Below are 25,921 nucleotides of genomic sequence, written 5' to 3' on the forward strand. Positions count from 1 at the left end.
GGGCCAGTCTACCGGCCGTCCTGTTTTTCCAGGGGCCGCGCTTGCACGTTGTAGTCCTTGTTACATGCGGTCCGGACGGACTTTTCCCCGACCCAGCGTTCGAACGCCAGCGCGGGCATGGGTGGCGCAATCAGATAACCCTGCAGCGTCGTGCAACCGCTGTCTAGCAGGTGGCGGCGCTGGGCCTCGGTTTCCACGCCCTCGGCGATCACTTGCTGCCCAAGACTGTGACCAATCCTGAGCACCGCGTCGGTGAGGGCTCGCGCCCGTGGGCTCTCCTCGATGTCCAGCACAAAGCTGCGATCGAGCTTCAACTCCTGGATGGGCAGGCGATGCAGCAAGCTGAGGCTGGAGTAACCGGTGCCGAAATCATCGAGCGACAGCGCGATGCCCCGTTCGCCGATGGCGTGCACCGTTGCCATCACCACCGGGTCGTGCGTCAGCATCACGGATTCGGTCACCTCCACCACCAGGTCGTTCGCTTGCAGACCATGCTGGTGCAGTGACCGGATCAATTGCTCGGGCAGGTCGGGGTGGTGGAAGCAACTGGCCGAGAGGTTGATGGCGACATGGGGAATGGCCAGGCCCCGGCGGCGCCAGAGGCCCAGCTGGCTGCAGACTTGGTTCAAGACCCAGCGGGTCAGCTCGCGCATCAGGCCGCTTTCCTCAGCCAGGGTGATGAAACGGGCGGGGTCGATCGACCCCTGGCGGGGATGGGTCCAGCGCAGCAGAGCCTCGACGCCGTGCAGCACCTGTAAATCGCGACTGTCCACTTGGGGCTGGTAGTGCACTTCCAGCGCATCGTCACGCAAGGCCCGGCGTAAATCGGCTTCCAGCTGAGCGCGTTCCTGGGCTCGCTGGTTCATCGTGGCGTTGTAGAAGCGCAGGCTATTGCCCCCGGCGGCCTTGGCCTGGTACATCGCGAGGTCGGCGTGGCGCATCAACTGGCGGGCGTCCAGACCGTCCTCGGGGCACAGGGCGATGCCGATGCTTGCACTCGGGTGCAGCGTGCCGTCCGCCCATGCGACGGGTTCGCGCCAGGCGGCGAGCAGGCGTTCCATGCAGGCGTTCGCCTGACTGGCATCGCAGCTCGGCAGGATGAGCACAAACTCGTCGCCTCCCATGCGTGCGATCACGTCGCCGGGTCGGGCCGAGTCGCGCAGTCGTTGCGCCAGCGCGCGCAACAGGGCGTCACCGGCGGGATGGCCGTGCGTGTCATTGACCTGTTTGAAGCGATCGAGGTCGACAAAAGCCAGTGCCAGCCTGCCGCCGTCTCCCCGCAAGTCGTGCAATAGGCGTTCCAGCTGGGCCAGCAGCAAGCGCCGGTTGGGCAGGCCAGTCAAGGCATCGTAGTAGGCCAACTGGCGGATCTGTTCGCGCTCACGTTCACGTTCCAGCAGCAGGGCGCCCAGATGCAGGCCCACCTCCATCAGGCGCTGGTGCAGCGCGGTGGGCGTGCCGGGCTCGCGGTGCAGGAAGGCGAGAGCCCCGAGCAATGTGCCGTCGCTTGCCCGGATCGGGCGGGTCCAGCAGGCGTGCAGGCCCTGTCCGAGGCAGATCTCGTTTGATGGCCAGCGCAGGGCACTCTCGACTTCGTCTGCTTGCAAGGCGGCATTGCAGGTCGCCGCCGTGTCGCGACAGGCGAGTTCCGCGCCGACGGCCATGCCATCGATCAGGGCGCGGATTTCGGGTGGCAGGCTGGGTGCGGCCAGGGTGCGCAGGCCGCCTTCGCCGTCCACGGTCGCCAGGCAGACGGCAAGTTCCGGCGCGATGTGCTCGGCTTGCATGCACAGCATGTGAGCGATGGCTGCTGTGGCCTGGTCGTGCGCCATGGCGGCCAGCACCTGGGTCTGCAGCAATTCCGGCATCTTGGTGTGGGTGATGTCGATCAACACCCACACCATGTTTTGCAGACGGTCCTGCGTGTCGCGCACCGGGTTCAGGGTGAGGGAGATCCATAGCGGCCGCCCGCTCTTTGAGTAGAACAGGACTTCGGTGCGCAGGCTCTCGCCCGCCATCGCGGCCTGGCGAGTCGCCTCGAGCACGAGGGCGTCGGTGTGCGCGCCGCGCAGCAGGTCCTGGATGGGGCGCCCCAGTGCCTCCGAGCTGTCGTAGCCCAGCCACTGGGTGAAGCCCGAGTTCACGTAGACGATGCGCTGGTCGGTGCCGGTGATGGTGATCGCGCCGCCGCTGTGGTCGGCCACCTGCGACAGCAGCCGCATGCGTTCCCGCTCGGCGCGTTGCGCCGTCACGTCCTTCAGGAAGGCGGTGTAGAGCACCTGCCCGTCCACGCGCACGCGCGAGATGGACATGGAGGCCCATCGCAACTGCCCGTCGCGACGCTGGATCGGCACCTCGCGCGAGGTGCCCACGATGCGGTCGACGCCGGTGTCGCGGTTGGCGTTGATGTAGCCGTCATGCCGGCTGCGCAGCTCACTCGGCACCAGCATGCTGACATTGCGCCCGAGCGCCAGATCGCGTGGCCAGCCCCAGAGCGCCTCGGCGGCGGCGTTGATCAGGGTGATGCGGTTGTCCTGGTCGATCACCACGACGGCGTCCACCGCCTGTTCCAGGGTCTGTTCCAGGGTTTCCTTGTAGAGGCGCTCGCCGGAGGCGACGCCTTGGGTCTGGCCTGCATCCATGCGGCACCGGTCCTCCTTGGGGCCGCCGCGCTGGGTGCGAGGCGGTGGCCCAGCATAGGACCGCATGGCCGTGCCGGTTTGCGCTACATCAAACCGGGCCCAAATACCGGTGGAGGGAGATGGCTCAGAGGCCGATGCCGAAGACCGTGGGCAGATCCAGCGCCAGGCCCGCATCGGTGCCGCGTCCTTGCTTCCACTGCTGGACCGAGGCGCTGCGCAGGCGGGCCCGTGGCAGCGTCAATCCGCAGGCCAGGGCGAGGCGGGTGTCCTTGCGCAGCGTGGCGAGCAGGGCCTCCAGCAGGGCAGTGTTGCGGTAGGGTGTTTCGATGAAGAGCTGCGTCTGGCCGGTCTGGTGCGCCAGCGCTTCCAGCTCGCGGATGCGCTGGGTGCGCGCCTCGGCATCCTGCGGCAGGTAGCCGACGAAGGCGAAGTTTTGACCGTTCAGGCCGCTGGCGGCCAGGGCCAACAGCAGTGAAACCGGTCCGACCAGGGGCACCACTTCCAGGCCCAGGGCATGCGCGGCGCGCACCACCGAACTGCCTGGGTCCGCTACGGCGGGCATGCCGGCCTCGCTCAACAGACCCATGTCCGTCCCCTGGAGGACCGGCGCCAGCAGGGCGCGAGCATCGAAACCGAGGAGGGCATCGGGACGATGGTCGCCTTTCTTATGAACCGCGCGCGGTAGCTCCTGCATCGCCTGGGCCTGCAGCGGCGCGGCCAGGGCATGGTGTTCGTTCACGCGCTTCAGGTAGGCGCGGGCGCTCTTGGCGTTTTCGCAGATCCAGTGCGTGAGGCGGGCGGCGGTCTGCAGGGTTGCATCGGGCAGCACCTGGTCCAGTGGCGTGGGGTCGCTGGTTCCGAAGTCCAGTGGCGCCGGCACCAGGTAGAGCCGGCCATGCGCCGCGCTTGCCTGTGTCTGGGCGTTCGCGAGGGTGTGAGCGCTCATGCCAGTTGGGGTAATCCGGCGGCGCGCAGCATGCGCGCGGTGCGGATCAGTGGCAGGCCGATCAGGGCGGTCGGGTCGTCGCTGTCGATCGCGTCCAGCAGGGCGATGCCCAGGCCTTCGCTCTTGGCGCTGCCCGCGCAGTCATAGGGTTGTTCGGCACGCAGGTAAAACTCAATTTCCGCGTCGCTCAAGTCGCGGAAGCGCACGCGCACGGCGGCCAGGTCCAGTTGCTCGAAGCCGCTGTCCTGGCAGACCACGGCGACCGCTGTCTGGAAGATCACGGTGCGACCGCGCATGCGACGCAATTGTTCCGTGGCGCGTTCGTGGGTGCCCGGCTTGCCCAGGGGTTCTCCGCCGAGGTCAGCCACCTGGTCGGAGCCGATCACGACGGCTTGCGGGTGGCACGCCGCGACGGCACGCGCCTTGGCCAGGGCCAGGCGGCGGGCCAGTTCGGGCGGGCGTTCGCCGGGCTGGGGGGTTTCGTCCACGTCCGGAGCGGCGACATCGAAGGGCAGGCGCAGACGCTGCAGCAATTCACGCCGGTAGACCGAGGTCGAACCAAGCAGCAAGGGGCGGGGTAGGGCGGAGGGCATGGCGCGATTCTCTTACACTGCGCCGTTGTCGATCCCGCTTCCCTGTCCCGTTGCCGAGCTGTCCGCCCATGAGCACCCACCACCCCCGCCACATCGATGTCGCTGCCTTCGCGGGCGCGGGCGCCGTGCTGGAGCGCGACGACGCCCAAGCCGGGTTCGAGCGCCTGTTGACAGAAACCGGTGGGCGTAACGCGGAACGCGCCGTCCATTGGCGTGCCGAGGGCGAGCGGGAGCAGGACGCCAGCGGGCACGCGCGTCACTGGCTGCACCTGCGCGCACAAACCGTGCTGTCGCTGACGTGTCAGCGTTGCCTGGAACCGGTGGACATGCCCTTGACCGTGGAACGCAGCTTCCGTTTCGTGGCGACCGAGGCCCAGGCCGAGATCGAGGATGAAGAGTCGGAAGAAGATGTGCTGGCCGTCAGCCGGGAATTTGACCTGCTGGCACTGGTCGAGGACGAACTGCTGATGGAACTGCCCTTGGCGCCCACGCATGCAACTTGCTCGAGTCGGCCCGCCTTCAGCGTGTCCGACGCGGACTTCGACGCCGCCGAGCCGGACAAGCCCCATCCCTTCGCCGCCCTGGCGGGGCTGCAGCCGGACAAGGGCGGGCAGGGGACGGGCGATTGATGGCTTTTACTGGCTGCTGACGCTTTCCGGCTCTGCGCTATAATCGCTGGCTTCGTGCGGCTACGGGCATCTCCAGTGTGTCGCGCTTTGTGTCCAACCCGTTCTTACCCTTGCGCCATGGGTGCCATGCATAGGCATCCTGTCCTGGGAATCCAAGGAGTCCATCATGGCCGTTCAACAGAACAAGAAGTCGCCTTCCAAGCGCGGCATGCACCGTTCCCACAATGCGCTGGGCACGCCCGGTCTGGCTGTCGAGCCGACCACCGGTGAAACGCATCTGCGCCACCACATCAGCCCCAACGGCTTCTACCGTGGGCGCAAGGTGCTGAAGACCAAGTCCGAAGCCTGAGCCGCGCCTCAGTCTTTTTGGTCCGCTGCCCTTTCGACGGCGCGGGCCATGTCTTGATGCAGACCGTCCCCTCCGCGTCAGCCATGCGCAGTGCACCTATGTACTGCGCATTTTCATATGGTGTGTCGCCATCCGGCGTTCGCCCTGTCCGCGTGGTTGGCGCGTTTCGCACGTCTATTTCACGCGCGCTCTCAGAGCGCGCGCTCCGCTCATGATCACCCTTGCTGTGGACTGCATGGGGGGCGATCACGGCCCCCGCGTCACGCTGCCCGCGTGTCGCCGCTTCCTCGAACAACACCCTGACGCGCACTTGCTGCTGGTTGGCAAGAGCGAAGCGCTGGCTGGCTTCAAGCATGAGCGCGCCCGCGTTGTGCCCGCTGCCGAAGTGGTGGGCATGGACGACCCGATCGAGGTCGCCTTGCGTCGCAAGCGTGATTCTTCCATGCGGGTCGCCATCGAGCAGGTCAAGGACGGCGCCGCCCAGGCGGCGGTGTCGGCTGGCAACACCGGCGCCCTGATGGCCATCGCCCGGTACGTGCTCAAGACCGTGGAGGGCGTCGATCGCCCGGCCATCGCGACCCAGTTGCCCAACGCCCAGGGGGGTGCCACCACGGTGCTGGACCTGGGCGCCAACGTGGACTGCACCGCCGAGCACCTGCTGCAATTCGCCGTCATGGGTTCGGCCCTGGTGGCGGTGCTGCGGCATGTGGACGGGCAACCCGATACGAACCCGACCGTGGGCCTGCTCAACATCGGCGAGGAAGTCATCAAGGGCAATGAAGTCATCAAGCGCGCGGGTGAACTGCTGCGCTCGGCAGCCGAGTCTGGTGACCTGAACTTCCATGGCAATGTGGAAGGCAACGACATCTTCAAGGGCACGACGGATATCGTGGTGTGCGATGGTTTTGTTGGCAACGTGGCGCTCAAGACCACCGAAGGGCTGGCTTCCATGATCGGCGGTTTCCTCAAGAAGGAATTCGCTCGCAACCCGCTGACCTGGATTTCCGCGCTGTTCGCCTTGCCTGTGCTGCTGTCGTTCCGAAAACGCATTGACCACCGTCGCTACAACGGCGCGGCCTTGCTGGGCTTGCGTGGCTTGGTGTTCAAGAGTCACGGTTCGGCCGATGAACTGGCCTTCCGCCATGCCTTGAGCCGCGCGTATGATGCGGCCCGCAATGAGCTGTTGGCGCGGGTCGAGGCCCGTATCGCGCATGCGGCACCGCTGCTCAACAGCGTGACGACATCCTCCGCAGCCGCGACCTGACTGCCAGCCTGCGACTGGAAGGGGCGCCGAGGAAAGTCGTGTGGGCGGGTGGGGCCATGCCACTGCCTCCAAGCATTTGTTGTAATGCGCGCGACGCGGCACTTCGTCACACTGACAAGCCGGGTCTCGGACCCAGGCACAGAACAAACCAGAACCAATCCATGAGACTCTATTCCCGCATCTCCGGCACAGGCAGTTTTCTGCCGCCCCAGCGTCTGACCAACGCGGACCTCGCTGCCCGGCTGGCCGCCGATGGCATCGAGACTTCCGACGAATGGATCGTGGAGCGCACCGGCATCCGCGCGCGCCATTTCGCCGCCGAAGGCGTGATGAGCAGCGATCTGGGCGCCGAGGCCGCGCGCCGCGCACTGCAGGCCGCTGGCTTGGCGGCGAGCGACATCGACCTGATCATCGTGGCGACTTCGACCCCCGACATGATCTTTCCCTCGACCGCCGTGATTCTCCAGAACAAGATCGGCGCGAACGGCTGTCAGGCATTTGACGTGCAGGCCGTGTGCAGCGGTTTCATCTATGCGCTGACAGTGGCGGACTCCATGATTCGCGCTGGCGCCGCGAGCAAGGCCCTGGTGGTGGGGGCGGAAGTGTTCTCGCGCATCATCGATTTCAAGGATCGCACGACCTGCGTGTTGTTCGGTGACGGCGCGGGTGCCGTGGTGCTGCAAGCCAGCGAAACCCCGGGCATCCTGGCCAGCGACCTCAAGGCCGATGGCAAGCACGCGGGCATTCTGTGCACGCCGGGCACGGTGGCCGCGGGCAAGGTGCTCGGTGATCCTTTCCTGAAGATGGACGGCCAGGCCGTGTTCAAGCAGGCGGTGACCGTGCTGGACGAAGCCTCGCGCGCCGTGCTGGCCAAGGCCGGCAAGACCGAGGCCGACATCGATTGGCTGGTGCCGCACCAGGCCAATATCCGCATCATGATGGGCGCGGCCAAGAAACTGAAGCTCGCGCCAGAGAAGGTCGTGGTCACGGTGGATCAGCATGGCAACACCTCGGCGGCCTCGATCCCGCTGGCCTTGGACCATGGCGTGCGCCAGGGGCAGATCAAGCAGGGCGACACTCTGCTGCTCGAAGCGGTGGGTGGCGGTCTGACCTGGGGTGCGGTGTTGCTGACGTATTGACACGACGCGTGGCCTCGGCGACGGGTCCGGGCGACCCGTCGCCTGATGCCAGGCACAAACAACGAGGAAGAAGAACAATATGAAGTCTTTCGCTTTCGTCTTTCCGGGCCAAGGCTCGCAATCGGTGGGCATGCTGGATGCCTGGGGCGATCATCCCGAGGTCGTCAAGACCTTGCAGGAAGCCTCCGCGGCCCTGGGCGAGGATGTTGCCAAGCTGATTCACGAAGGCCCCAAGGAAACGCTGGCGCTGACCACCAATACGCAGCCAGTGATGCTGGTGGCCGGTGTCGCGGCCTACCGCGTCTGGATGGCCGAGACCGGTGTCGCGCCGGCCGCAGTCGCGGGCCATTCGCTGGGCGAGTATTCCGCACTGGTGGCCGCCGGCGTGCTGACCCTGTCGCAGGCCGTGCCTCTGGTGCGCTTGCGCGCTCAAGCCATGCAGGAGGCCGTGCCGGTGGGCACGGGCGCGATGGCCGCCATCCTGGGGCTGGACGCGACCAAGGTGCGCGAAGTTTGTGCGGCGGTGAGCCAAGCCAGTGGTGAAGTGGCCGAGGCCGTGAACTTCAACGACCCCAGTCAGACCGTGATCGCGGGCAGCAAGGCCGGTGTTGATCAGGCCTGCGAGGCGCTGAAGGCCGCGGGCGCCAAGCGTGCCTTGCCCCTGCCGGTTTCCGCGCCGTTCCATTCCAGCCTGATGAAGCCGGCGGCTGAAAAGCTCAAGCTCAAGTTGGCCGAGGTGGAACTCAAGACGCCCCAGATCCCGCTGGTCAACAACATCGACGTCGCGGTCGAAACGAATGCCGACCGCATCCGTGACGCGCTGTACCGCCAGGCCTACGGTCCGGTGCGGTGGGTGGAATGCGTGCTGGCTCTCAAGGCCAGTGGTGTGACGCATGTCGTGGAATGCGGGCCTGGCAAGGTGCTGGCCGGCATGGTCAAGCGCATCGACGCGGAATTGACGGGCCTGCCGTTGTTCGATCCGGCCACCCTGGCCGAAGTGAAAACCGCTCTGGCTTGAGCGGAGGAAGAAAAAATGAGTGACATCAAATTCGAAGGGCAGATCGCCCTGGTGACGGGCGCGACCCGCGGTATCGGTGCGGCCATCGCGCTCCAGTTGGCGAGCCGGGGAGTCAAGGTCATCGGCACGGCCACCAGCGAGGAGGGGGCGGCCAAGATCGGCGCGGCCCTGACCGCGCACGGTGGCAAGGGCATCAAGCTCGACGTGAACGATGCTGCCGCAGCCGAGGCTGCGGTGGACGCCATCGTCAAGGAGCACGGTGCGATCCATGTGCTGGTCAACAACGCAGGCATCACGCGCGACAACCTCGCCATGCGCATGAAGGACGAGGAATGGGACGCGGTGATGGACACCAACCTCAAGGCCGTGTTCCGCCTGTCCCGTGCCGTGATCCGGCCGATGATGAAGCAGCGTTATGGTCGCATTGTCAGCATCACCTCGGTGGTGGGGGCGTCGGGCAATCCGGGCCAGGCCAACTATGCTGCCGCCAAGGCGGGCCTGGCGGGCATGACCCGTGCGCTGGCGCGCGAATTGGGTAGCCGCAACATCACCGTGAACTGCGTGGCGCCGGGTTTCATTGAAACCGATATGACGGCGGTGCTGCCTGAAGAGCAGCAGAAGGCGCTGCTGGGCCAGATCCCGCTGGGACACCTGGGCAAGCCGGCTGACATCGCGCATGCGGTGACCTATCTTGCTTCGCCCGAGGCCGCTTACGTCACAGGCCAGGAGCTGCACGTCAACGGCGGCATGTTCATGGCATGAAATTTCGGCCTGCCGGTCTGAGCATGGCCCGGGAATTGCAGGCTTTTGCCTGGCGATGAACGGGGATGGTGGACCGGGCGGCCGTAACATTTCCCGTCAGTGATTCGGGCTAACCCTGAATCCAGGGCGGGTAAAATCATCCTTTCCTCACAACCCTAAGGAACCCGTTTAAGGGGCATCAGAAAATGAGCGATATCGAAGCACGCGTCAAGAAAATCATCGCCGAGCAACTCGGCGTCGAAGAGTCCCAGGTGACCAATGAGAAGGCTTTCGTGGCCGATCTGGGCGCTGACTCCCTCGACACCGTGGAACTGGTGATGGCCTTGGAGGACGAGTTCGGCATCGAAATCCCGGACGAAGACGCCGAGAAGATCACCACGGTGCAGGCTGCGGTCGATTACGCCAAGGCGCACCAAAAGTAATCGGGTCATCGGCTCGTCCGAGCCGGCTCACTTGATGAGGGCGGCGCGTGTCCGCGCCACCTCATATCTTTCCTAGATTGCACAAAAATCTATGTCCCGTCGTCGCGTCGTCGTCACAGGACTGGGCTGCGTCAGCCCGGTCGGCAACACTGTGGCCGAGTCCTGGACCAATCTGCTGGCTGGCCGCTCTGGCGTCACGCTGGTCACCAAATTCGATGCCGCTGCCCTGAGCACCCGGTTCGCCGGTCAGGTCCAAGGCTTTGAGCTGGAAAAGTACATCACGTCCAAGGAAGCGCGGACGATGGACACCTTCGTGCACTACGGCATCGCGGCTGCTGTGCAGGCGGTGGAGGACGCGGGTCTCCAGACGCGGGACGCGCTGAGCGATGAGCAGGCCGAGCGCATCGGCTGCATGATCGGCTCGGGCATCGGCGGCTTGGCTCTGATCGAGGAAACCCACACGGAATACCTCAATCGCGGGCCTCGGCGCATTTCTCCATTCTTCATTCCCGCAGCCATCATCAACATGATTTCCGGTCATGTCTCGATGCGCTACGGCTTCAAGGGCCCGAACATGGCCATTGTGACGGCCTGCACCACGGGCCTGCACAACATCGGCGATGCTGGCCGATTGATCGAATATGGCGATGCCGATGTGATGATCGCGGGCGGCGCGGAAGCCTCTGTCTCGCCCCTGGGCATCGGCGGTTTCGCCGCCATGCGCGCGCTTTCCACTCGCAACGACGATCCCAAGACGGCCTCCCGTCCCTGGGACAAGGACCGCGATGGTTTCGTGTTGGGCGAGGGCGCGGGCGTGCTGGTGCTGGAAGAGTACGAACACGCGAAGAAGCGTGGCGCCAAGATCTACGCCGAGCTGGCTGGTTTCGGCCTGAGCGCGGATGCCGGGCACATGACGGCGCCCAATATGGATGGTCCGCGTCGCGCCATGGTCGGTGCGCTGCGTAATGCGGGGCTCAACCCCGACCAGGTCGATTACCTGAATGCCCACGGCACCTCGACGCCCTTGGGCGACGTGAACGAAACCAATGCCATCAAGGCGGCCCTGGGTGATCACGCCAAGGACAAGCTGGTGGTCAGCTCGACCAAGTCCATGACCGGCCATTTACTGGGTGGCGCGGGCGGTATTGAATCGGTTTTCACGGTCCTGGCCCTGCACGAGCAGAAGATTCCGCCGACCATCAACATCTTCAACCAGGATCCGGAGTGCGATCTCGACTACTGCGCCAATACGGCGCGGGACGCGAAGATCAACGTCGCGCTCAAGAACAATTTCGGTTTCGGCGGCACCAACGGCGCGCTGGTGTTCAAGCGCGTCTGACACCAATCCCAAGCCTAGCTCCATGCGCAACGCCCCCTCGGTGAGTTACCCGGTGGGGCGTTCGTTCTTGCGGACCCTGATCCATGGCCTGACGCTTGCCTTGATGTGGCTGGTTTGCGGCGCCTGGGCCATGCTGGCCCGGACGGACGAGGGCGACCTGGGGATCGTGCTCCTGAGCTGCCTGCTGGTCACGGTGGTGCTGGTCTGGGCCTTGCTGCGCCCAACGCGAGGCCGGTTGCGCTGGGACGGGCAGGACTGGTTCTGGTCCGATGCTGGCCGAGCGGCTGCCGAGGACATCCGTGGCCAGCTCAAAGTCCGGCTGGACTGGCAAGGCGGCATGCTGCTGGAGTTCATGCCCCAGCAGGCGGAGGCGGCGTCCACAGCCCTCGGGCAAGACGCTGCTCCTGAACGTGGGGCCGCGTTGCCCTGGCGCAGCCGTTGGCTCTGGGTTGAGCAAGTGCAGGCTCCCATGTACTGGAACGCCTTGCGTCGCGCGGCCTGGGCGGATGGGGGCCATCGGCCCAGGGTTTCGGCATGAACGAGGACCAAGACCCCCCCGTCGACGACGTGGCGGCATCCGCCGGGCAGGTGGATCTGCAATTGGTTGAACGCACCCTGGCAGGGGACGTGCGGGCCTTTGATCTGCTGGTGTTGAAGTACCGGCGACGCATCGAACGACTGATCGGACGCATGGTGCGCGATGTGGACCTGGTGGAGGACCTGGCGCAGGAGACCTTCATACGCGCCTACCGTGCTCTGCACCAGTTTCGCGGGGACGCCCAGTTCTATACCTGGCTGTACCGAATCGCTGTCAACACCAGCAAAAAAGCCCTGCTGGGCATGAAGAACGATCCTTTGTCGACGGGCTTGGCCCTGGCGGGTGCCGCGGAGCACGAGGACGATGAAACTTTTTTGACGGCGCAGGAACCAACCGCGGAGGACACACCGGAGACTTTGCTGGCCGCGCGTGAAATCGCCAGCGCCGTGCAGGACGCGCTCAACGCCTTGCCCGAGGACCTGCGCCAGGCCCTGGTGCTGCGTGAATTGGACGGGCTGAGCTACGAAGAAATCGCCTCGGCCATGGACAGTCCCGTTGGAACGGTGCGTTCGCGCATCTTTCGCGCGCGCGAGGCGGTGTCGGCAAGGGTGCGCCCGCTGCTAGAGCGGCAGGGTGGCAAGCGTTGGTAGGTCCGCTGGGTGGGTCATGGGAAGGGCTTATGGAGCATGAAAAATTGGCATCGCTGAATCCAGATTCGCCTTCGGGCGGCTTGCGCGACGTTGGCGCCAACGATCCGGCATCCCCGTCGGTTCTGGCGTCAGCCCTGCTCGACGGTGAGTTGCGTGGCGAGGAGTTTGCTCGGGCTTGCTCGGTGCTGGCGTCGGATGCGCAGGCTCGACAGTGCTGGCGCGACTACCATCTTGTGGGGCAGGTGCTGCGCAAGCGCATGGGCGAACTGTGTGCTGCCGTCGCCGACAAGCGCACGGACGACGATCTGTTCCTATCCCGTTTCCATGCGCGCCTGGCTCAGGAAGCCGCCTTGGCGGCTTCGCCGCAAGAGCGCATCGAGCAACTGCCGAGCCGGCAGATCCCTGGCCGGCGCGCTGCCGCACGTCATGGCGCCAATGATCCCTACGGAGCCTGGCGCTTCACCGCCGGTTTGTGTGCGCTGCTGGTGGTCGGCTTGCTGGGGTGGCAGGGCGTCTCTGGTTTGCAATCCGCCTCCCAAGCCCGCCAACTGGCGCAATCACGCCTCGACACACGTGCCCAGATCCTGGCCGACGTGGTACCCCAAGCCATGCCGCAGCGGGTATCGCAGCCTCTATACGCATCATCGATGTACACCACACCCGCCCGCACCGCTCAATCCTTGCTGTCCCCGCAGACGCCTGGTCTGGAGGGGCCTTTGGTCATGCTGCGTGATCCGCGCCTGGACCATCTGATGGCGCGCCAGGGCAGCGGCGCTGCGCGCTCCGCCGCGGAAGGGCGTTTTTCCAGTCCACGACTGGGACGGGCCGGCGTCGCCGCGCAAGGCGTGCTGGTCAACCTCGACAAGAGCCCGGCACTGCCTCGCTGATGTCGAGCCCCGGATTCTTTTCACAACTTCATCTGCCTGCTGCGGCCGGTTAAAGCCGCAGCCCCAGAATTTTCCTCAGGAATCATCTCGCATGAGGTTTCGCATGTTCATTTCTTCGTCGCGCTTTTCGTTTTTCGTGCGCCTTCCCGTTCTGCTGCTCATGGCCTTGGTGTTGACGGCAGGGCAGTCGTCGCATGCGCAGGCCCAGAGCCGGGGGCTGCCCGACTTCACCGACCTGGTCGAGCAGGTGGGGCCCTCGGTGGTGAACATCCGCACGCTGGAAAAAGTGTCGACCGCACGGGGCGGCATGAATGGCATGGACGAGGAAACACTGGAATTCTTCCGTCGTTTCGGCTTGCCCTTGCCCCCGGGCGCCGGACCGCGCTCCGAGCGCAATCAACCAGCCCAGCCCGAGGAACCACGGCCGCGCGGCGTGGGCTCGGGCTTCATTCTGTCGGCAGATGGTTTCGTGATGACCAATGCCCATGTGGTGGATGGCGCCGACGAGGTCTACGTCACCTTGACCGACAAGCGTGAGTTCAAGGCCAAGCTCATCGGTTCCGACAAGCGCACCGACGTGGCCGTGGTGAAGATCGAAGCCACGGGCTTGCCCGCCGTCAAGGTGGGCGACGTGAACAAGCTCCGGGTGGGCGAGTGGGTGATGGCCATCGGCTCCCCGTTCGGCCTGGAGAACACCGTGACCGCCGGCATCGTCAGCGCCAAGCAGCGAGACACAGGCGACTACTTGCCGCTGATCCAGACCGACGTGGCCATCAACCCCGGCAACTCAGGCGGGCCGCTGATCAATCTGCGCGGCGAAGTGGTGGGCATCAACAGCCAGATTTATTCTCGCTCGGGCGGCTACATGGGCATCGCCTTCGCCATCCCGATCGACGAGGCCATGCGGGTGAGTGACCAGTTGCGCGCCACCGGCCGGGTGACGCGCGGGCGCATCGGCGTGCAGATCGATCAGGTCAGCAAGGACGTGGCCGAGGCCATCGGCCTGGGCAAACCTGAAGGTGCGCTGGTGCGCGCGGTGGAGTCCGGTTCCCCGGCCGAGAAGGCCGGGGTGGAGGCTGGCGACATCATCCTGCGGCTGGACGGCAAGGCCATTGAAAAGGTGTCTGACCTGCCGCGCATGGTCGGCGGGCTGAAGCCCGGCACGCGTGCCTCGTTGACGGTGTACCGGCGCGGTGCGCGCAAGGATTTGACCATCACCATCGGCGAGGTGCCTTCCGAGCAGGTGGCCGAGGCGCAGCAGCAGGAAGAGCCGCGGGTTGCTTCCACCGATGCGCTGGGACTGCGTGTGGTGGACCTGACCGAGGCCCAGAAGCGGGAGCTCAAGCTCAAGGGCGGTGTGCGCGTGGAGGCGGTGGGTAACGCGGCCGCGCGCGCGGGCCTGCGCACGGGGGATGTGATCCTGGCGCTGGCGAATGTGGAGGTCAGCTCGGTGCGTCAGTTCGAAGCCGTGCTGTCCAAGCTGGACCAGAGCCGCCCTGTGCAAGTGCTCTTCAGGCGTGGTGATTGGGCGCAATACGCCGTGATTCGCCCACAGCGTTAATGCCCTGAATACTGTACAAAAATACAGGGTTAAAAAGTGGAAATTTCGAGTCCCCCGGAGGGATCCACAAAAAAATTCACTTTTTTTCGAACCTGACAATCCAATCTGATTAAAAGTTTGTGCACGCTCACAAACTTTTAATCAACTGGTTTGGGTAGAATAAGCGCCTTGGATACCTTGGTTTGATGCATAAGCAGCCAAGCGAAAACCACCATACGGGATTTTTCCTGAACCGGACGGCTTGCTCCACAGATCTCCCACAACTTGTCCCAGGCGTCGCTCACACAACATGTTGATAAGCTGTTTATAAAATCCTTGTTGTGGCGTCGCAACGAAGGGTTGGACGATTTTTGGGGCTGTACTCGGGGGGCTTTTTGCCTACAATGAAGCTCCAACTATCGCAGTTGCCATAGATTGTTGGTTCAGGGCGCGTCACAACTCGACGCGCCCTTTTTTCTTGCCGTTGTCGTGTTCGTGCCCTGTTAAATCAATCACTTAAGCGTTTCCCTTGATGAAGCACATCAGAAATTTTTCGATCATTGCGCACATCGATCACGGCAAATCCACGCTGGCGGACCGTCTGATTCAACGCTGCGGCGGCTTGGCCGAGCGCGAGATGGAAGCCCAGGTGCTCGACTCGATGGACATCGAGAAAGAGCGTGGGATAACTATCAAGGCGCAGACCGCCGCGCTGCAATACAAGGCGCGTGATGGGCAGGTCTACAACCTCAATCTGATCGACACACCAGGTCACGTGGACTTCTCCTACGAAGTGTCGCGTTCGCTTTCCGCGTGCGAGGGTGGACTGCTGGTCGTCGATGCGTCGCAGGGTGTGGAAGCGCAGACGGTGGCGAACTGCTACACCGCGCTCGACCTTGGCGTCGAGGTGCTCCCCGTGCTCAACAAGATGGACCTGCCCCAGGCTGACCCCGAGCGTGCCAAGGAAGAGATCGAGGACGTGATTGGCATCGATGCCTCGGGCGCGATTCCCTGCTCGGCCAAGACCGGCATGGGCGTGGACGAGATCCTGGAGGCCATCGTCGCCAAGATCCCGGCTCCCCGGGGCAATCCGGACGCGCCCCTGCGCGCCATGATCATCGACAGCTGGTTCGACAGCTACGTGGGCGTGGTCATGCTGGTGCGCGTGGTGGATGGCCGTCTGCAAAAGGGCGAGCGCATCAAGTTGATGGCCAATGGCTCCGCCTACGAAGCCGGTAGCCTGGGCGTCTTCACGCCCGCCAACCAGCCACGCGACAGCCTGGAGGCGGGCGAGGTGGGCTACATCATCGCCGGCATCAAGGAACTGACGGCCGCCAAGGTGGGCGACACAGTGACGCTGGAAAAGAAGCTGCCCAACAACCTGGGACCGGCGACCGAGGCGCTCCCGGGTTTCAAGGAAATCCAGCCGCAGGTCTTCGCCGGCCTGTACCCGACGGAAGCCAACCAGTACGACGCGCTGCGCGACAGCCTGGAAAAGCTCAAGCTCAACGACGCCTCCCTCCATTTCGAGCCCGAGGTCAGCCAGGCCCTGGGTTTTGGTTTCCGCTGTGGTTTCCTGGGGCTGCTGCACATGGAAATCGTGCAGGAGCGCCTGGAGCGCGAATTCGACCAGGACCTGATCACCACGGCACCCAGCGTGGTCTACGAGGTGCTCAAGGGCGATGGCGAGGTCGTCAAGGTGGAGAACCCGTCCAAGATGCCGGAGCAGGGCAAGATCGAGGAAATCCGCGAGCCCATCGTCACGGTACACCTCTACATGCCGCAGGACTACGTGGGCCCGGTCATGACCCTGGCCAACCAAAAGCGCGGCACGCAGATCAACATGAGTTACCACGGGCGCCAGGTCATGCTGACCTATGAGCTGCCGCTGGGCGAAATCGTGCTCGATTTCTTCGACAAGCTGAAGTCGGTCAGCCGTGGTTACGCCAGCATGGACTACGAGTTCAAGGAGTACCGCGCCTCCGACGTGGTGAAGGTGGACATCCTGCTCAACGGCGACAAGGTGGACGCGCTGTCCATCATCGTCCACCGCAGCCAGGCTGCCTACCGCGGCCGCGCCGTCGCGGCCAAGATGCGCGAAATCATCAGCCGTCAGCAGTTCGACGTGGCCATCCAGGCCGCGATCGGCGCACAGGTCATTGCCCGCGAAAACGTCAAGGCCTTGCGCAAAAACGTGCTGGCAAAATGCTACGGCGGTGACATCACCCGCAAGCGCAAGCTCCTGGAAAAGCAGAAGGCGGGCAAGAAACGCATGAAGCAGATCGGCGCCGTCGAGGTCCCGCAGGAAGCCTTTCTCGCCATCCTGCAGGTGGAAGACTAAGAAACAACATGGTTATGCAATATCTGACGGCCTGCGTGCTGGCCGCCTTCGCGGGCTACATCGGTGCCTGGTACCTGGGTGCGGTCGAAGGCAATTTCGCCCTGTTGCTGTTCCTGGCCACCTTCGTGACCGGCCTGTACTGGTTGGGCGAGCGTTTTTATTTCCTGCCGCGACGCAAGGCGGCAGCGACCCGGCTGGAGGCCGAGGTCGAAGAGCGGCGCAAGGTGTCGGCTGAGGCGGGCGTCGCGGGCGAAGAATTGGCGCAGGCGCGCAACCGCCTGCTGGCCCAGCCCTGGTGGCTGGACTGGACGGCGGGCCTGTTTCCCGTGATCGCCGTGGTCTTTCTGCTGCGCTCCTTTTTGTTCGAGCCCTTCAAGATCCCCTCCGGTTCCATGATCCCGACGCTGCTGGTTGGTGACCTGATCCTGGTCAACAAGTACCACTACGGCATCCGCCTGCCAGTCGTCAACACCAAGCTCACCGAGGGACATCCCGTGGAACGTGGTGATGTGATGGTGTTTCGCTTTCCGCCTCAACCCAGCCAGGACTACATCAAGCGCGTGATCGGCTTGCCGGGCGACGAGGTGGTGTACGCCAACAAGCGCCTGGCCATCAACGGGCAGCCGGTGGCGACCCGCGATCTGCCGGAGTTTTTCGACGAGGACGCCATGCGCTACTTCAAGCAGTACGGCGAGATTCTGGGTGCGCCGGCCCAGCCGAAAGCGTACCGACTGATCGTGGACACAACCCGGCGTGGCGGCTTCGCCGAGGCGGAAATCGGCAACTACCCCTTCCGGGAAGCGTGCAGCTACAACGAGGAAGGTTTGCGCTGCACGGTGCCGGCGGGCCACTATTTCGTGATGGGTGACAACCGGGACAATTCGCTGGATTCCCGCTACTGGGGTTTTGTGCCAGACGAGAACATCGTCGGCAAGGCCTTCATGATCTGGATGAATTTCAGCGACTTCAAGCGCATCGGTTTCTTCGATTGAAACTCCTACCCACGGATGCACTTCGTCAGGCCGGCGATGGCGCACAACAAACTGAGGCAACGTGGCTGATTTGAGCACTTTGCAGGCGCGTTTGCAGGATCATTTGCAGCGCCCCTTTTCCGACGTGACGCTGCTGCAGCGCGCGTTGACGCACCGCAGCTTCTGCGCCGACCACAACGAGCGCCTGGAGTTCCTGGGTGACTCGGTGCTGAACCTGGCCGTGGCCGATCTGCTCTACCAGCGCTTGCACGCGCTGCCGGAAGGTGACCTCTCGCGCATCCGCGCCAACCTGGTGAAGCAAGAGACCCTGCACCAACTGGCCATGGAACTCGGCCTGCCCGAGCTGTTGCGCCTGGGCGATGGCGAGCTGCGCTCCGGTGGCAACAAGCGCCCGTCCATCCTGGCCGACGCGCTGGAGGCCTTGATCGGCGCCGTCTACCTGGACGCTGGTTACGCCGCCGCGCAGGCCCTGGTGCATCACCTCTATGAAAAGGTCGAGGTCACGCCTCAGATGCAGGCCAGCGCCAAGGACCCCAAGACAGAGTTGCAGGAATGGCTGCAGGCGCGCAAGCTCAAGCTGCCCCTGTACCGGGTGGTGGCGACCACAGGCGCGGCGCACCGGCAGACCTTCGACGTGGAATGCGAGGTCGCGGAATTCCAGTTGATCGAGCGTGGCATCGGCGGTTCCCGCCGGGCCGGGGAACAGGCCGCTGCTGCGGCCATGCTGCAGGCCTTGAAGGCCAGAGGCCACGAATGAATACACCCGCAAACACTCTCTCCACACCTGCCAGGCGCTGCGGCCTGGTGGCCATCGTGGGCAAGCCCAACGTCGGCAAGTCGACCTTGCTCAACGCCTTGGTGGGGCAGAAGATCAGCATCACCTCGCGCAAGGCTCAGACCACGCGCCATCGCATCACCGGCATGCGCACCGAGGGCCAGACGCAGTTCGTCTTCGTCGACACGCCCGGTTTCCAGACCCGGCACGGCAACGCACTCAACCGCTCGCTCAACAAGACCGTGCAGGGCGCGGTGGGTGACGTGGATCTGGTGCTTTTTGTCGTCGAAGCCGGCAGCTTCAACCAGGCCGACGAGCAGGTACTGAAGCTCCTGGCCGAAGGCGTGCCCGTGCTGCTGATCGCCAACAAGCTCGACACCATCAAGCATCGCGCCGAACTGGCGCCCTGGTTGCAGGAGATGCAGCACCGCTTCGAGCGCCTCGGCGCCAAGGCTGAGATCGTGCCGCTCTCGGCCAAGAACGCCAAGGACATCGCGCGTTTGCTGGGCATCTGTGAGAAATACTTGCCCGAGCAAGACTGGTGGTACGACCAGGACGAGTTGACCGACCGCAGCGAAAAATTCCTGGCCGGTGAAATCGTGCGCGAGAAGCTCTTTCGCCTGACCGGCGACGAACTGCCCTACACCTCGACCGTCGTGGTCGACAAATTCGAGGAGGAGCCCGGCAAGACGGCGAGTCGTTTCGTCAAGATCGCCGCCACCATCGTGGTCGAGCGCGACGGCCACAAGGCCATGGTGATCGGCGACAAGGGCGAGCGGCTCAAGCGTATCGGCATGGAGGCGCGCCAGGAGCTGGAGAAGTTGATGGACGCCAAGGTGTTCCTGGAACTCTGGGTCAAGGTGCGTTCCGGCTGGGCCGACGATGAAGCGCGGGTGCGGAGCTTCGGCTACGAGTGACGCCGCATGGCGATCAAACGCATCAGCGACGAACCGGCCTTCGTGCTCCACCGTTATGACTGGAGCGAAACCAGCCTGATCCTGGAGGTCTACACGCGCCACCATGGGCGCGTGGCGCTGGCGGCCAAGGGCGTGAAGCGACCCACATCCAGTTTCCGCCCCGTGCTGCTGCCCCTGCAGCCCCTGCGCCTGAGCTATGGCGGCGAGGGCGAGGTGCGCACCCTCAAAAGCGCCGAGTGGGTGGGCGGGCATGTCATGCCCACGGGCGACGCGCTGCTCTCGGGTTATTACCTGAACGAGTTGCTGATCCGCCTGCTGGCCCGCGACGACCCCCACCCGACGCTGTTCGACATCTATGCCCAAGCGGTGCGTTTGCTGGCGTCTGAGCATGGCGAGGTGTTGCAGGCGGCCCTGCGGGCCTTTGAACTGCTGTTGCTGCGTGAGGCGGGGCTGTTGCCGGCCCTGGACATGCAGACCTTGACCTTGGGACCGCTGGACGCCGACGCCGCCTATTGCCTCGTGCCCGAGGGGGGGCTGCGCCTGGCGCAGACCCAGGACCGCGTCACGCTCAATGGCGCCCAATGGCGGCTCCTGCATGCGGCGCTGGCCCCCGAAGCCTCCTTTCTCGACACCTTGCGTGCCTGTGCCGGCGTGGCGTCCGAGCTCAAACCCCAGCTGCGAGCTTTGCTCCACTACCATTGCGGCAGCGGCACTCTGCGCACCCGCCAACTGATGATGGACTTGCAGAATCTGTGACCCTGCGCTTGGCCGGCCGCTGAGCCCACTCCCGATGACAGCCATGATTCCCACCACCGCTCTTTCGGTCAACGTCAACAAGGTGGCGCTGCTGCGCAATACCCGCCACCTGGACATCCCCAGCGTCACCCGCGCGGCCATGCTCTGTCTGCAGGCGGGCGCTCAGGGCATCACGGTGCATCCCCGTCCGGACGAGCGGCACATCCGCGGGCGCGACGTGTTTGAACTCGCGGAACTGTTGAAAGCCTGGCCCGACCGCGAATACAACATCGAAGGCAACCCCTTCCACAACCTGATGGATTTCATCCGCGAGCTTGCAGGCCGGGGCATGCGGCCCCACCAGGCCACTTTCGTTCCGGACAGCGAGGGCCAGTTCACGAGTGACCACGGCTGGCGCCTGTCCGACCACGATGCGAAGGACGCCGAACGCCTGCGCCTCCTGATCGCCGAATGCCATGCGCTGGGTGTGCGCGTGAGTCTGTTCATGGATGCCGAGCCGCAGGCCATGGTTGCGGCGAAGGCCCTGGGTGCGGACCGGGTCGAGCTCTACACCGAACCCTACGCAGCGGCCCACGGCGGCGCCGGGCAAGCCGCGCAGCTTCAGCGCTTTGCCGATGCCGCCCGCGCTGCGCAGGCGACTGGTCTGGAGGTGAATGCCGGTCACGACCTCAACCGCGATAACCTCACGGATTTCCTGCGCGCCGTGCCGGGCGTGAAGGAGGTCTCCATCGGTCACGCCTTGATCGCCGATGCGCTGGAGCTCGGCTACGCCGCCACGGTGCGGGACTATCTGCGTTGTATTGCACAGGCGCGGTAACCAAGCTGGGAGCTTCATTCGCATGATTTACGGCATCGGCACCGACATCTGCGATGTGCGCCGCATCCGGGCCAGTTTCGAGAGGCGCGGCGAGCGTTTCGTGCGGCATGTGCTGGGCGAGTCCGAGCTGAAGGTCTGGCAGGCGCGCAGCGCGCGCTGGCCCGACCGCGGTCTGCGTTACCTGGCCACCCGTTTCTCGGCCAAGGAGGCCTTCAGCAAGGCCATCGGTCTGGGCATCCACATGCCCATGACCTGGCGCAGCTGCGAAATCCTCAATCACGCCAGCGGACAACCTTACATCCGACTCGGTGGTGACCTCAAGACCTGGTTCGAGGCGCAGGGCCTGCGTGCCCATGTGACCGTGACCGACGAGACCGACTACGCCGCGAGCTTCGTTGTGGTCGAGAAAGATTGACCCCCAAACGCACAACACCATGACGCAACACGCACCCCTCATCATCGACGTGACGGGCTTGTCCCTGACCGACGACGACCGGCGCCGCCTAGACCATCCCTTGGTCGGCGGCGTGATCCATTTCGCGCGCAATTGGCAGAGCCGCGCGCAGCTGACCGCGCTCAACGACGAGATCAAGGAGCTGCGCCCCGACCTGCTGATCTGCGTGGACCACGAAGGCGGGCGCGTCCAGCGCTTCAAGACCGATGGGTTCACGCACCTGCCCGCCATGCGGCGCCTGGGCGAACTCTGGATGCAGGACGCGATGGCGGCCACCAACGCCGCCACGGCCTGCGGTCAGGTGCTGGCTGCCGAGTTGCGCGCCTGTGGGGTCGATCTGAGCTTCACGCCTGTGCTTGACCTCGACTATGGTGGCAGCACCGTCATCGGCGACCGAGCCTACCATCAGGATGCGCGTGTGGCCACGTTGCTGGCCAAGGGCCTGATGCACGGCCTGCTGCAAGCCGGCATGGCCAATTGCGGCAAGCATTTCCCCGGCCACGGTTTCGTGGCGGCGGATTCGCACACCGAGGTTCCGGTGGACAAACGCAGCCTCAAGGCCATCCTGGCTGATGATGCCAAGCCCTATGAATGGCTCAACACCACGCTGACCAGCGTGATGCCCGCGCATGTCATTTATCCCAAAGTGGATGCGCGGCCCGCCGGTTTTTCGAGCCGCTGGCTCAACGATATCTTGCGAGCCCAGCTAGGCTTCACCGGCGCGATCTTCAGCGACGACCTGAGCATGGCCGGCGCGCGCGTGATCGAGGGCCGGCCAGTCAGTCCGACGGAGGCCGCCCTGGCGGCCCTGAGCGCGGGCTGTGACCTGGTGCTGCTGTGCAATCAGAGCGTCGTCGAGGGCGGCACGCCGATCGATGAACTCATCGATGGTCTCTCCGAGGCGCAGATCAAAGGCCGCTGGTTGCCCTCCGAGGCCAGCGAGCAGCGCCGCCTCGATCTGCTGCCCCAAACTCCCGCGCTGGACTGGGATGCGCTGATGGTCGACCCGGCCTATGTGCGCGCGCTGGAGCTGCTGCCATGAGCGCGCAGACACCAACACCGTTCGCCCGCCTGCCCGAGCCACCGTATTACGCGGTGATTTTTTCCTCGCGCCGCACGCCGGGCGAGGCCGGCTACGGTGCCATGGCGGAACGCATGGTGGAACTGGCCGCGCAGCAACCCGGTTTTCTGGGCGTGGAGAGCGTGCGCGGTGCCGATGGCTTCGGCATCACCGTGTCCTATTGGCGTAGCGAGGAAGACATCGCCGCCTGGCGCCGCCATGCCGAGCACCGGGTGGCGCAGGAGCAGGGGCGCACGCAGTGGTACGAACACTACGAGCTGCGCGTGGCCCGGGTCGAACGGGCCTGGGGCGGCCCCTGAATCTGGACTGAGGTCTGGCCCAGGCGCTTGGTCGCCCTTGGCATGCCATGCAAGCCAGGTCACGGGCTGTGTGTTAGGGCCCAGGCCGACGCCTGGGCGGAAGTTGCCGCGTCTCGCCGATGGCCATCACGAAAAAAGCTTCGTCCTTGATGGCTTGCTGGCGCAGCACTTTGGCCAGGGCCCGGGGTGGCTCATCCAACGCTTCGTCGGTCAGCGCAAACGTGCCCCAATGCATGCCCAGCGAGCGCTTGGCCGCGAGGTCGCGGTGGATCTTGACGGCTTCTTCCGGGTTCACATGCTGGTCGCGCATGAACCAGCGCGGCTCGTAGGACCCGATGGGCAGCAGGGCAAGGTCAAAACCACCCCCCTCGGCCTCCGACTGGCGTTCGGCGTATCGGGCACGCAACGCGGAGAACTCGCGGCTATAGGCAGTATCTCCCGCGAAGAACAGGTGAAAGTCGGGGCCGAACACCGCAAAACCGCCCCAGAGCGTGGCCATGCGGTCGCCCAGGCCGCGCGCGGACCAATGCTGGGCTGGCACCAGCACCACGTCCACCGTGCCGCTGGGCGCTTGTACCGGGTGGCTGTCCCACCAGTCCAACTCCACGGCTTGGTCGACGTCTATGCCGCGTGCCACCAGCCAGGGACGCAGTCCCAGGGGCACGACAAACAGCGGCGCGCCACCGGCTTGCCGGTTCAAGGCCTGCACCGACGCCGCGTCCAGGTGGTCGTAGTGGTTGTGCGAGGTCAGCACCAGATCGATGTGGGGCAGGTCGCCCAGCGCGACGCCGGGGGGCTGGTGGCGCTTTGGTCCGAGGAAGGAGAAGGGCGACGCGCGTTCCGAGAAGATCGCGTCCGTGAGCAGGGTGATGCCACTCATCTGCACCATGACCGTGGCGTGGCCGATCCAGGTCACGGTGGGTTGCATGGTTGCCCCGGCCCCGGCATTGCGGTGCAGGAAGTCCAGATCGGGCGGCACGGCCGGAATCGGGGCCGAGGGCGGCGGTGGCAATGACCTTCGGCTGGCTTCGATCTTCCAGCGCAGCACCTCGGCCAGGCTTTTGCCTGGGAACTCCCGGTCGACGTTCTGGAAACCCTGGGGCCGATGGTGCGGTTTGGCTGGGTCGTAGTAGGGGTTCCGTGCCATGACGACCCGCGCTTGAACAGGCGAGGCGCCTGGCTCAGCCTTCCCTCCGCAGGGCCGGGAACAGAATGATGTCGCGAATGCTGGCGCTGTCGGTCAGCAACATCATCAGGCGGTCGATGCCGATGCCACAGCCGCCCGTGGGCGGCATGCCGTATTCGAGCGCGCGCACGAAGTCATGGTCGAAATACATGGCTTCGTCATCGCCGCTGTCCTTGGCCTCGACCTGGGACTGGAAGCGCCGGGCCTGTTCCTCGGCGTCGTTCAGCTCCGAGAAGCCGTTGCCGAATTCACGGCCCGTGATGTAGAGCTCGAAACGCTCGGTCACCTCGGGGTGCTTGTCGCTGGCGCGCGCCAGCGGCGAGATTTCCACCGGATGCTCCATCACGAAGGTGGGTTGCCAGAGTTTTTCCTCGACCACTTCCTCGAAGTACAGCACCTGCAGGCCCGCGAGCGACTTGGCAGACAGCTTGTTCTTGGCTTCCGAGAGGCCCAGCTTCTGCAAGGCATTGATTAGCCAGGCGCTGTCATCCACATGCGCGCTGCCGGCCTCGCTGTACTTGATGATGGCCTCGCGGATGGTCAGGCGTTCGAAAGGCTGGGAAAGATTCACGGCCTTGCCACCGTACGTCAGCTGCAGCGAACCCGTGGCCTGCAAGGCGGCGTGGCGGACCAGGCCCTCGGTGTAGGTCATCAGGTCCTGGTAGTCCCAGTAGGCCGCGTAGAACTCCATCATCGTGAACTCGGGGTTGTGGCGCACCGAGATGCCTTCGTTGCGGAAGTTGCGGTTGATCTCGAACACGCGCTCGAAGCCACCGACCACCAGGCGTTTGAGGTAAAGCTCGGGCGCGATGCGCAGGAACATCTCCTGGTCGAGTGCGTTGTGGTGCGTGACGAAGGGCTTGGCATTGGCGCCGCCCGGGATGGGATGGAGCATGGGCGTCTCGACCTCGAGGAAGCCGTGTTGCACCATGTAGTCGCGGATCGAAGACACGGCCTTGCTGCGCGCGGTGAAGCGCTTGCGGGCTTCCTCGTCCACCATCAGGTCGACGTAGCGCTGGCGGTACTTCACTTCCTGGTCGGCCACGCCGTGGAACTTGTCCGGCATGGGGCGCAGGCTCTTGGTCAGCAGGCGGATCTGGCTGACGTTGATGGAGAGTTCACCCGTCTTGGTCTTGAACACCGTGCCTTCGGCGGCCAGGATGTCGCCCAGATCCCAATGCTTGAAGGCGGCGTAGACCTCCTCGCCCACGGCGTCGCGCGTCACGTAGAGCTGGATGCGGCCCGTGGCGTCCTGCAAGGTGGCGAAGCTGGCCTTGCCCATCACGCGCTTGAGCATCATGCGGCCGGCCACGCTGGCGCGCGGCGCCTGTTCCAACAGACCTTCTGGCGTCTGACCCGCGTGGGCGGCGTGGATGGCGGCGGCTCGGTCGGCGGGCTTGAAGTCGTTGGGGAAGGCCACGCCCCGGCCTTGCGCCTGCTGCTCGCGGATGGCTTTCAGTTTCTCGCGTCGTTCGGCGATGAGCTGGTTGTCATCTTGCGCGGCGTTGGCCTGAGAGGTCGCCGAGGCGGAGGTCTGGTGTTCGGACATGGACTTGCTTGGTGAGGATGGGGCCGCCCGGCGGCC

Annotated in this window: 26 protein-coding genes; 21 read left to right on the plus strand and 5 right to left on the minus strand. The window is 64.9% G+C overall.

The genetic code is table 11. From position 1 onward, the window contains the following. Positions 1–8: 8 nt before the first annotated feature. The 3 genes from AZ34_RS06570 to AZ34_RS06580 form a co-directional block, all read right to left on the minus strand. Entirely contained in the window at positions 9–2,642 is a 2,634-nt protein-coding gene (locus AZ34_RS06570; protein ID WP_081767110.1) for an EAL domain-containing protein, read from the minus strand. A 124-nt stretch (positions 2,643–2,766) separates the two neighbouring features. Next, positions 2,767–3,588: an SAM-dependent methyltransferase gene (locus AZ34_RS06575; RefSeq protein ID WP_035606168.1), complete on the minus strand. Its 822-nt coding sequence runs from the start codon at positions 3,586–3,588 to the stop codon at positions 2,767–2,769. Then, positions 3,585–4,181 (minus strand): Maf family nucleotide pyrophosphatase, encoded by a 597-nt coding sequence (locus AZ34_RS06580; RefSeq protein ID WP_035606171.1) that lies wholly within the window; start codon positions 4,179–4,181, stop codon positions 3,585–3,587. The genes AZ34_RS06575 and AZ34_RS06580 overlap by 4 nt, the downstream gene beginning before the upstream one ends. Before the next feature lie 68 nt (positions 4,182–4,249). Here AZ34_RS06580 and AZ34_RS06585 point away from each other — a divergent pair, with 68 nt between their 5' ends. From AZ34_RS06585 to AZ34_RS06685, 21 genes are all read left to right on the plus strand, one after another. Then, on the plus strand, positions 4,250–4,810 hold the full coding sequence (locus AZ34_RS06585; protein ID WP_035606174.1) for a YceD family protein: 561 nt from the start codon (positions 4,250–4,252) through the stop codon (positions 4,808–4,810). Positions 4,811–4,976: 166 nt separating this feature from the next. Continuing rightward, positions 4,977–5,159 (plus strand): 50S ribosomal protein L32, encoded by a 183-nt coding sequence (rpmF, locus tag AZ34_RS06590; protein ID WP_006297202.1) that lies wholly within the window; start codon positions 4,977–4,979, stop codon positions 5,157–5,159. A 211-nt stretch (positions 5,160–5,370) separates the two neighbouring features. After that, on the plus strand, positions 5,371–6,423 hold the full coding sequence (gene plsX, locus AZ34_RS06595) for a phosphate acyltransferase PlsX (protein ID WP_035606177.1): 1,053 nt from the start codon (positions 5,371–5,373) through the stop codon (positions 6,421–6,423). Between the two features lie 161 nt (positions 6,424–6,584). Continuing rightward, on the plus strand, positions 6,585–7,562 hold the full coding sequence (locus AZ34_RS06600) for a beta-ketoacyl-ACP synthase III (protein ID WP_035606179.1): 978 nt from the start codon (positions 6,585–6,587) through the stop codon (positions 7,560–7,562). A gap of 79 nt (positions 7,563–7,641) precedes the next feature. Further along, positions 7,642–8,580 (plus strand): ACP S-malonyltransferase, encoded by a 939-nt coding sequence (fabD, locus tag AZ34_RS06605; protein ID WP_035606181.1) that lies wholly within the window; start codon positions 7,642–7,644, stop codon positions 8,578–8,580. Positions 8,581–8,595: 15 nt separating this feature from the next. Further along, entirely contained in the window at positions 8,596–9,342 is a 747-nt protein-coding gene (gene fabG, locus AZ34_RS06610; protein ID WP_035606184.1) for a 3-oxoacyl-ACP reductase FabG, read from the plus strand. A 185-nt stretch (positions 9,343–9,527) separates the two neighbouring features. Then, positions 9,528–9,764 (plus strand): acyl carrier protein, encoded by a 237-nt coding sequence (gene acpP / locus AZ34_RS06615; RefSeq protein ID WP_035606187.1) that lies wholly within the window; start codon positions 9,528–9,530, stop codon positions 9,762–9,764. A gap of 91 nt (positions 9,765–9,855) precedes the next feature. Further along, positions 9,856–11,103, plus strand: a complete 1,248-nt coding sequence (gene fabF / locus AZ34_RS06620; protein WP_035606190.1) for a beta-ketoacyl-ACP synthase II — start codon at positions 9,856–9,858, stop codon at positions 11,101–11,103. Positions 11,104–11,125: 22 nt separating this feature from the next. Beyond that, a complete protein-coding gene (locus AZ34_RS06625) occupies positions 11,126–11,641 on the plus strand; it encodes a hypothetical protein (protein ID WP_035606193.1) in 516 nt (171 codons plus the stop codon). After that, a complete protein-coding gene (gene rpoE, locus AZ34_RS06630) occupies positions 11,638–12,291 on the plus strand; it encodes an RNA polymerase sigma factor RpoE (RefSeq protein WP_051509586.1) in 654 nt (217 codons plus the stop codon). The genes AZ34_RS06625 and rpoE overlap by 4 nt, the downstream gene beginning before the upstream one ends. A 29-nt stretch (positions 12,292–12,320) precedes the next feature. Then, positions 12,321–13,178 carry a sigma-E factor negative regulatory protein gene (locus AZ34_RS06635; RefSeq protein WP_035606196.1) on the plus strand — a complete coding sequence of 286 codons (858 nt, stop codon included), beginning with the start codon at positions 12,321–12,323 and terminating at the stop codon, positions 13,176–13,178. Between the two features lie 160 nt (positions 13,179–13,338). Beyond that, the gene (locus tag AZ34_RS06640; protein WP_231495575.1) at positions 13,339–14,739 is read left to right on the plus strand and encodes a DegQ family serine endoprotease; all 1,401 of its coding nucleotides are present in this window, start codon (positions 13,339–13,341) and stop codon (positions 14,737–14,739) included. 511 nt (positions 14,740–15,250) lie between these two features. Beyond that, positions 15,251–17,059, plus strand: coding sequence for a translation elongation factor 4 (gene lepA / locus AZ34_RS06645; RefSeq protein ID WP_035606201.1), 1,809 nt, complete (start codon positions 15,251–15,253; stop codon positions 17,057–17,059). Between the two features lie 14 nt (positions 17,060–17,073). After that, positions 17,074–18,051: a signal peptidase I gene (lepB, locus tag AZ34_RS06650; protein WP_035606204.1), complete on the plus strand. Its 978-nt coding sequence runs from the start codon at positions 17,074–17,076 to the stop codon at positions 18,049–18,051. A gap of 70 nt (positions 18,052–18,121) precedes the next feature. Continuing rightward, a complete protein-coding gene (gene rnc, locus AZ34_RS06655; protein WP_035606207.1) occupies positions 18,122–18,808 on the plus strand; it encodes a ribonuclease III in 687 nt (228 codons plus the stop codon). Further along, positions 18,805–19,743: a GTPase Era gene (gene era, locus AZ34_RS06660; RefSeq protein WP_051509587.1), complete on the plus strand. Its 939-nt coding sequence runs from the start codon at positions 18,805–18,807 to the stop codon at positions 19,741–19,743. The genes rnc and era overlap by 4 nt, the downstream gene beginning before the upstream one ends. Positions 19,744–19,749: 6 nt before the next feature. Further along, on the plus strand, positions 19,750–20,499 hold the full coding sequence (recO, locus tag AZ34_RS06665; protein ID WP_035606212.1) for a DNA repair protein RecO: 750 nt from the start codon (positions 19,750–19,752) through the stop codon (positions 20,497–20,499). A 34-nt stretch (positions 20,500–20,533) separates the two neighbouring features. Next, the gene (locus AZ34_RS06670; RefSeq protein ID WP_035606215.1) at positions 20,534–21,316 is read left to right on the plus strand and encodes a pyridoxine 5'-phosphate synthase; all 783 of its coding nucleotides are present in this window, start codon (positions 20,534–20,536) and stop codon (positions 21,314–21,316) included. Positions 21,317–21,338: 22 nt separating this feature from the next. After that, positions 21,339–21,731: a holo-ACP synthase gene (acpS, locus tag AZ34_RS06675; protein WP_035606219.1), complete on the plus strand. Its 393-nt coding sequence runs from the start codon at positions 21,339–21,341 to the stop codon at positions 21,729–21,731. Between the two features lie 19 nt (positions 21,732–21,750). Continuing rightward, the gene (nagZ, locus tag AZ34_RS06680; protein ID WP_035606223.1) at positions 21,751–22,812 is read left to right on the plus strand and encodes a beta-N-acetylhexosaminidase; all 1,062 of its coding nucleotides are present in this window, start codon (positions 21,751–21,753) and stop codon (positions 22,810–22,812) included. Then, a complete protein-coding gene (locus AZ34_RS06685; RefSeq protein WP_035606226.1) occupies positions 22,809–23,150 on the plus strand; it encodes an antibiotic biosynthesis monooxygenase family protein in 342 nt (113 codons plus the stop codon). The genes nagZ and AZ34_RS06685 overlap by 4 nt, the downstream gene beginning before the upstream one ends. A gap of 73 nt (positions 23,151–23,223) precedes the next feature. On the opposite strand, the gene AZ34_RS06690 is transcribed toward AZ34_RS06685, so the two are convergent. Both AZ34_RS06690 and lysS read right to left on the minus strand, forming a co-directional pair. Further along, entirely contained in the window at positions 23,224–24,297 is a 1,074-nt protein-coding gene (locus AZ34_RS06690; protein ID WP_035606228.1) for an MBL fold metallo-hydrolase, read from the minus strand. A gap of 34 nt (positions 24,298–24,331) precedes the next feature. Continuing rightward, positions 24,332–25,885 carry a lysine--tRNA ligase gene (lysS, locus tag AZ34_RS06695; protein WP_035606232.1) on the minus strand — a complete coding sequence of 518 codons (1,554 nt, stop codon included), beginning with the start codon at positions 25,883–25,885 and terminating at the stop codon, positions 24,332–24,334. Between the last annotated feature and the right edge of the window lie 36 nt (positions 25,886–25,921).

The organism is Hylemonella gracilis str. Niagara R, assembly GCF_000600295.1.
Classification (GTDB): Bacteria; Pseudomonadota; Gammaproteobacteria; order Burkholderiales; family Burkholderiaceae_C; genus Hylemonella; species Hylemonella gracilis_A.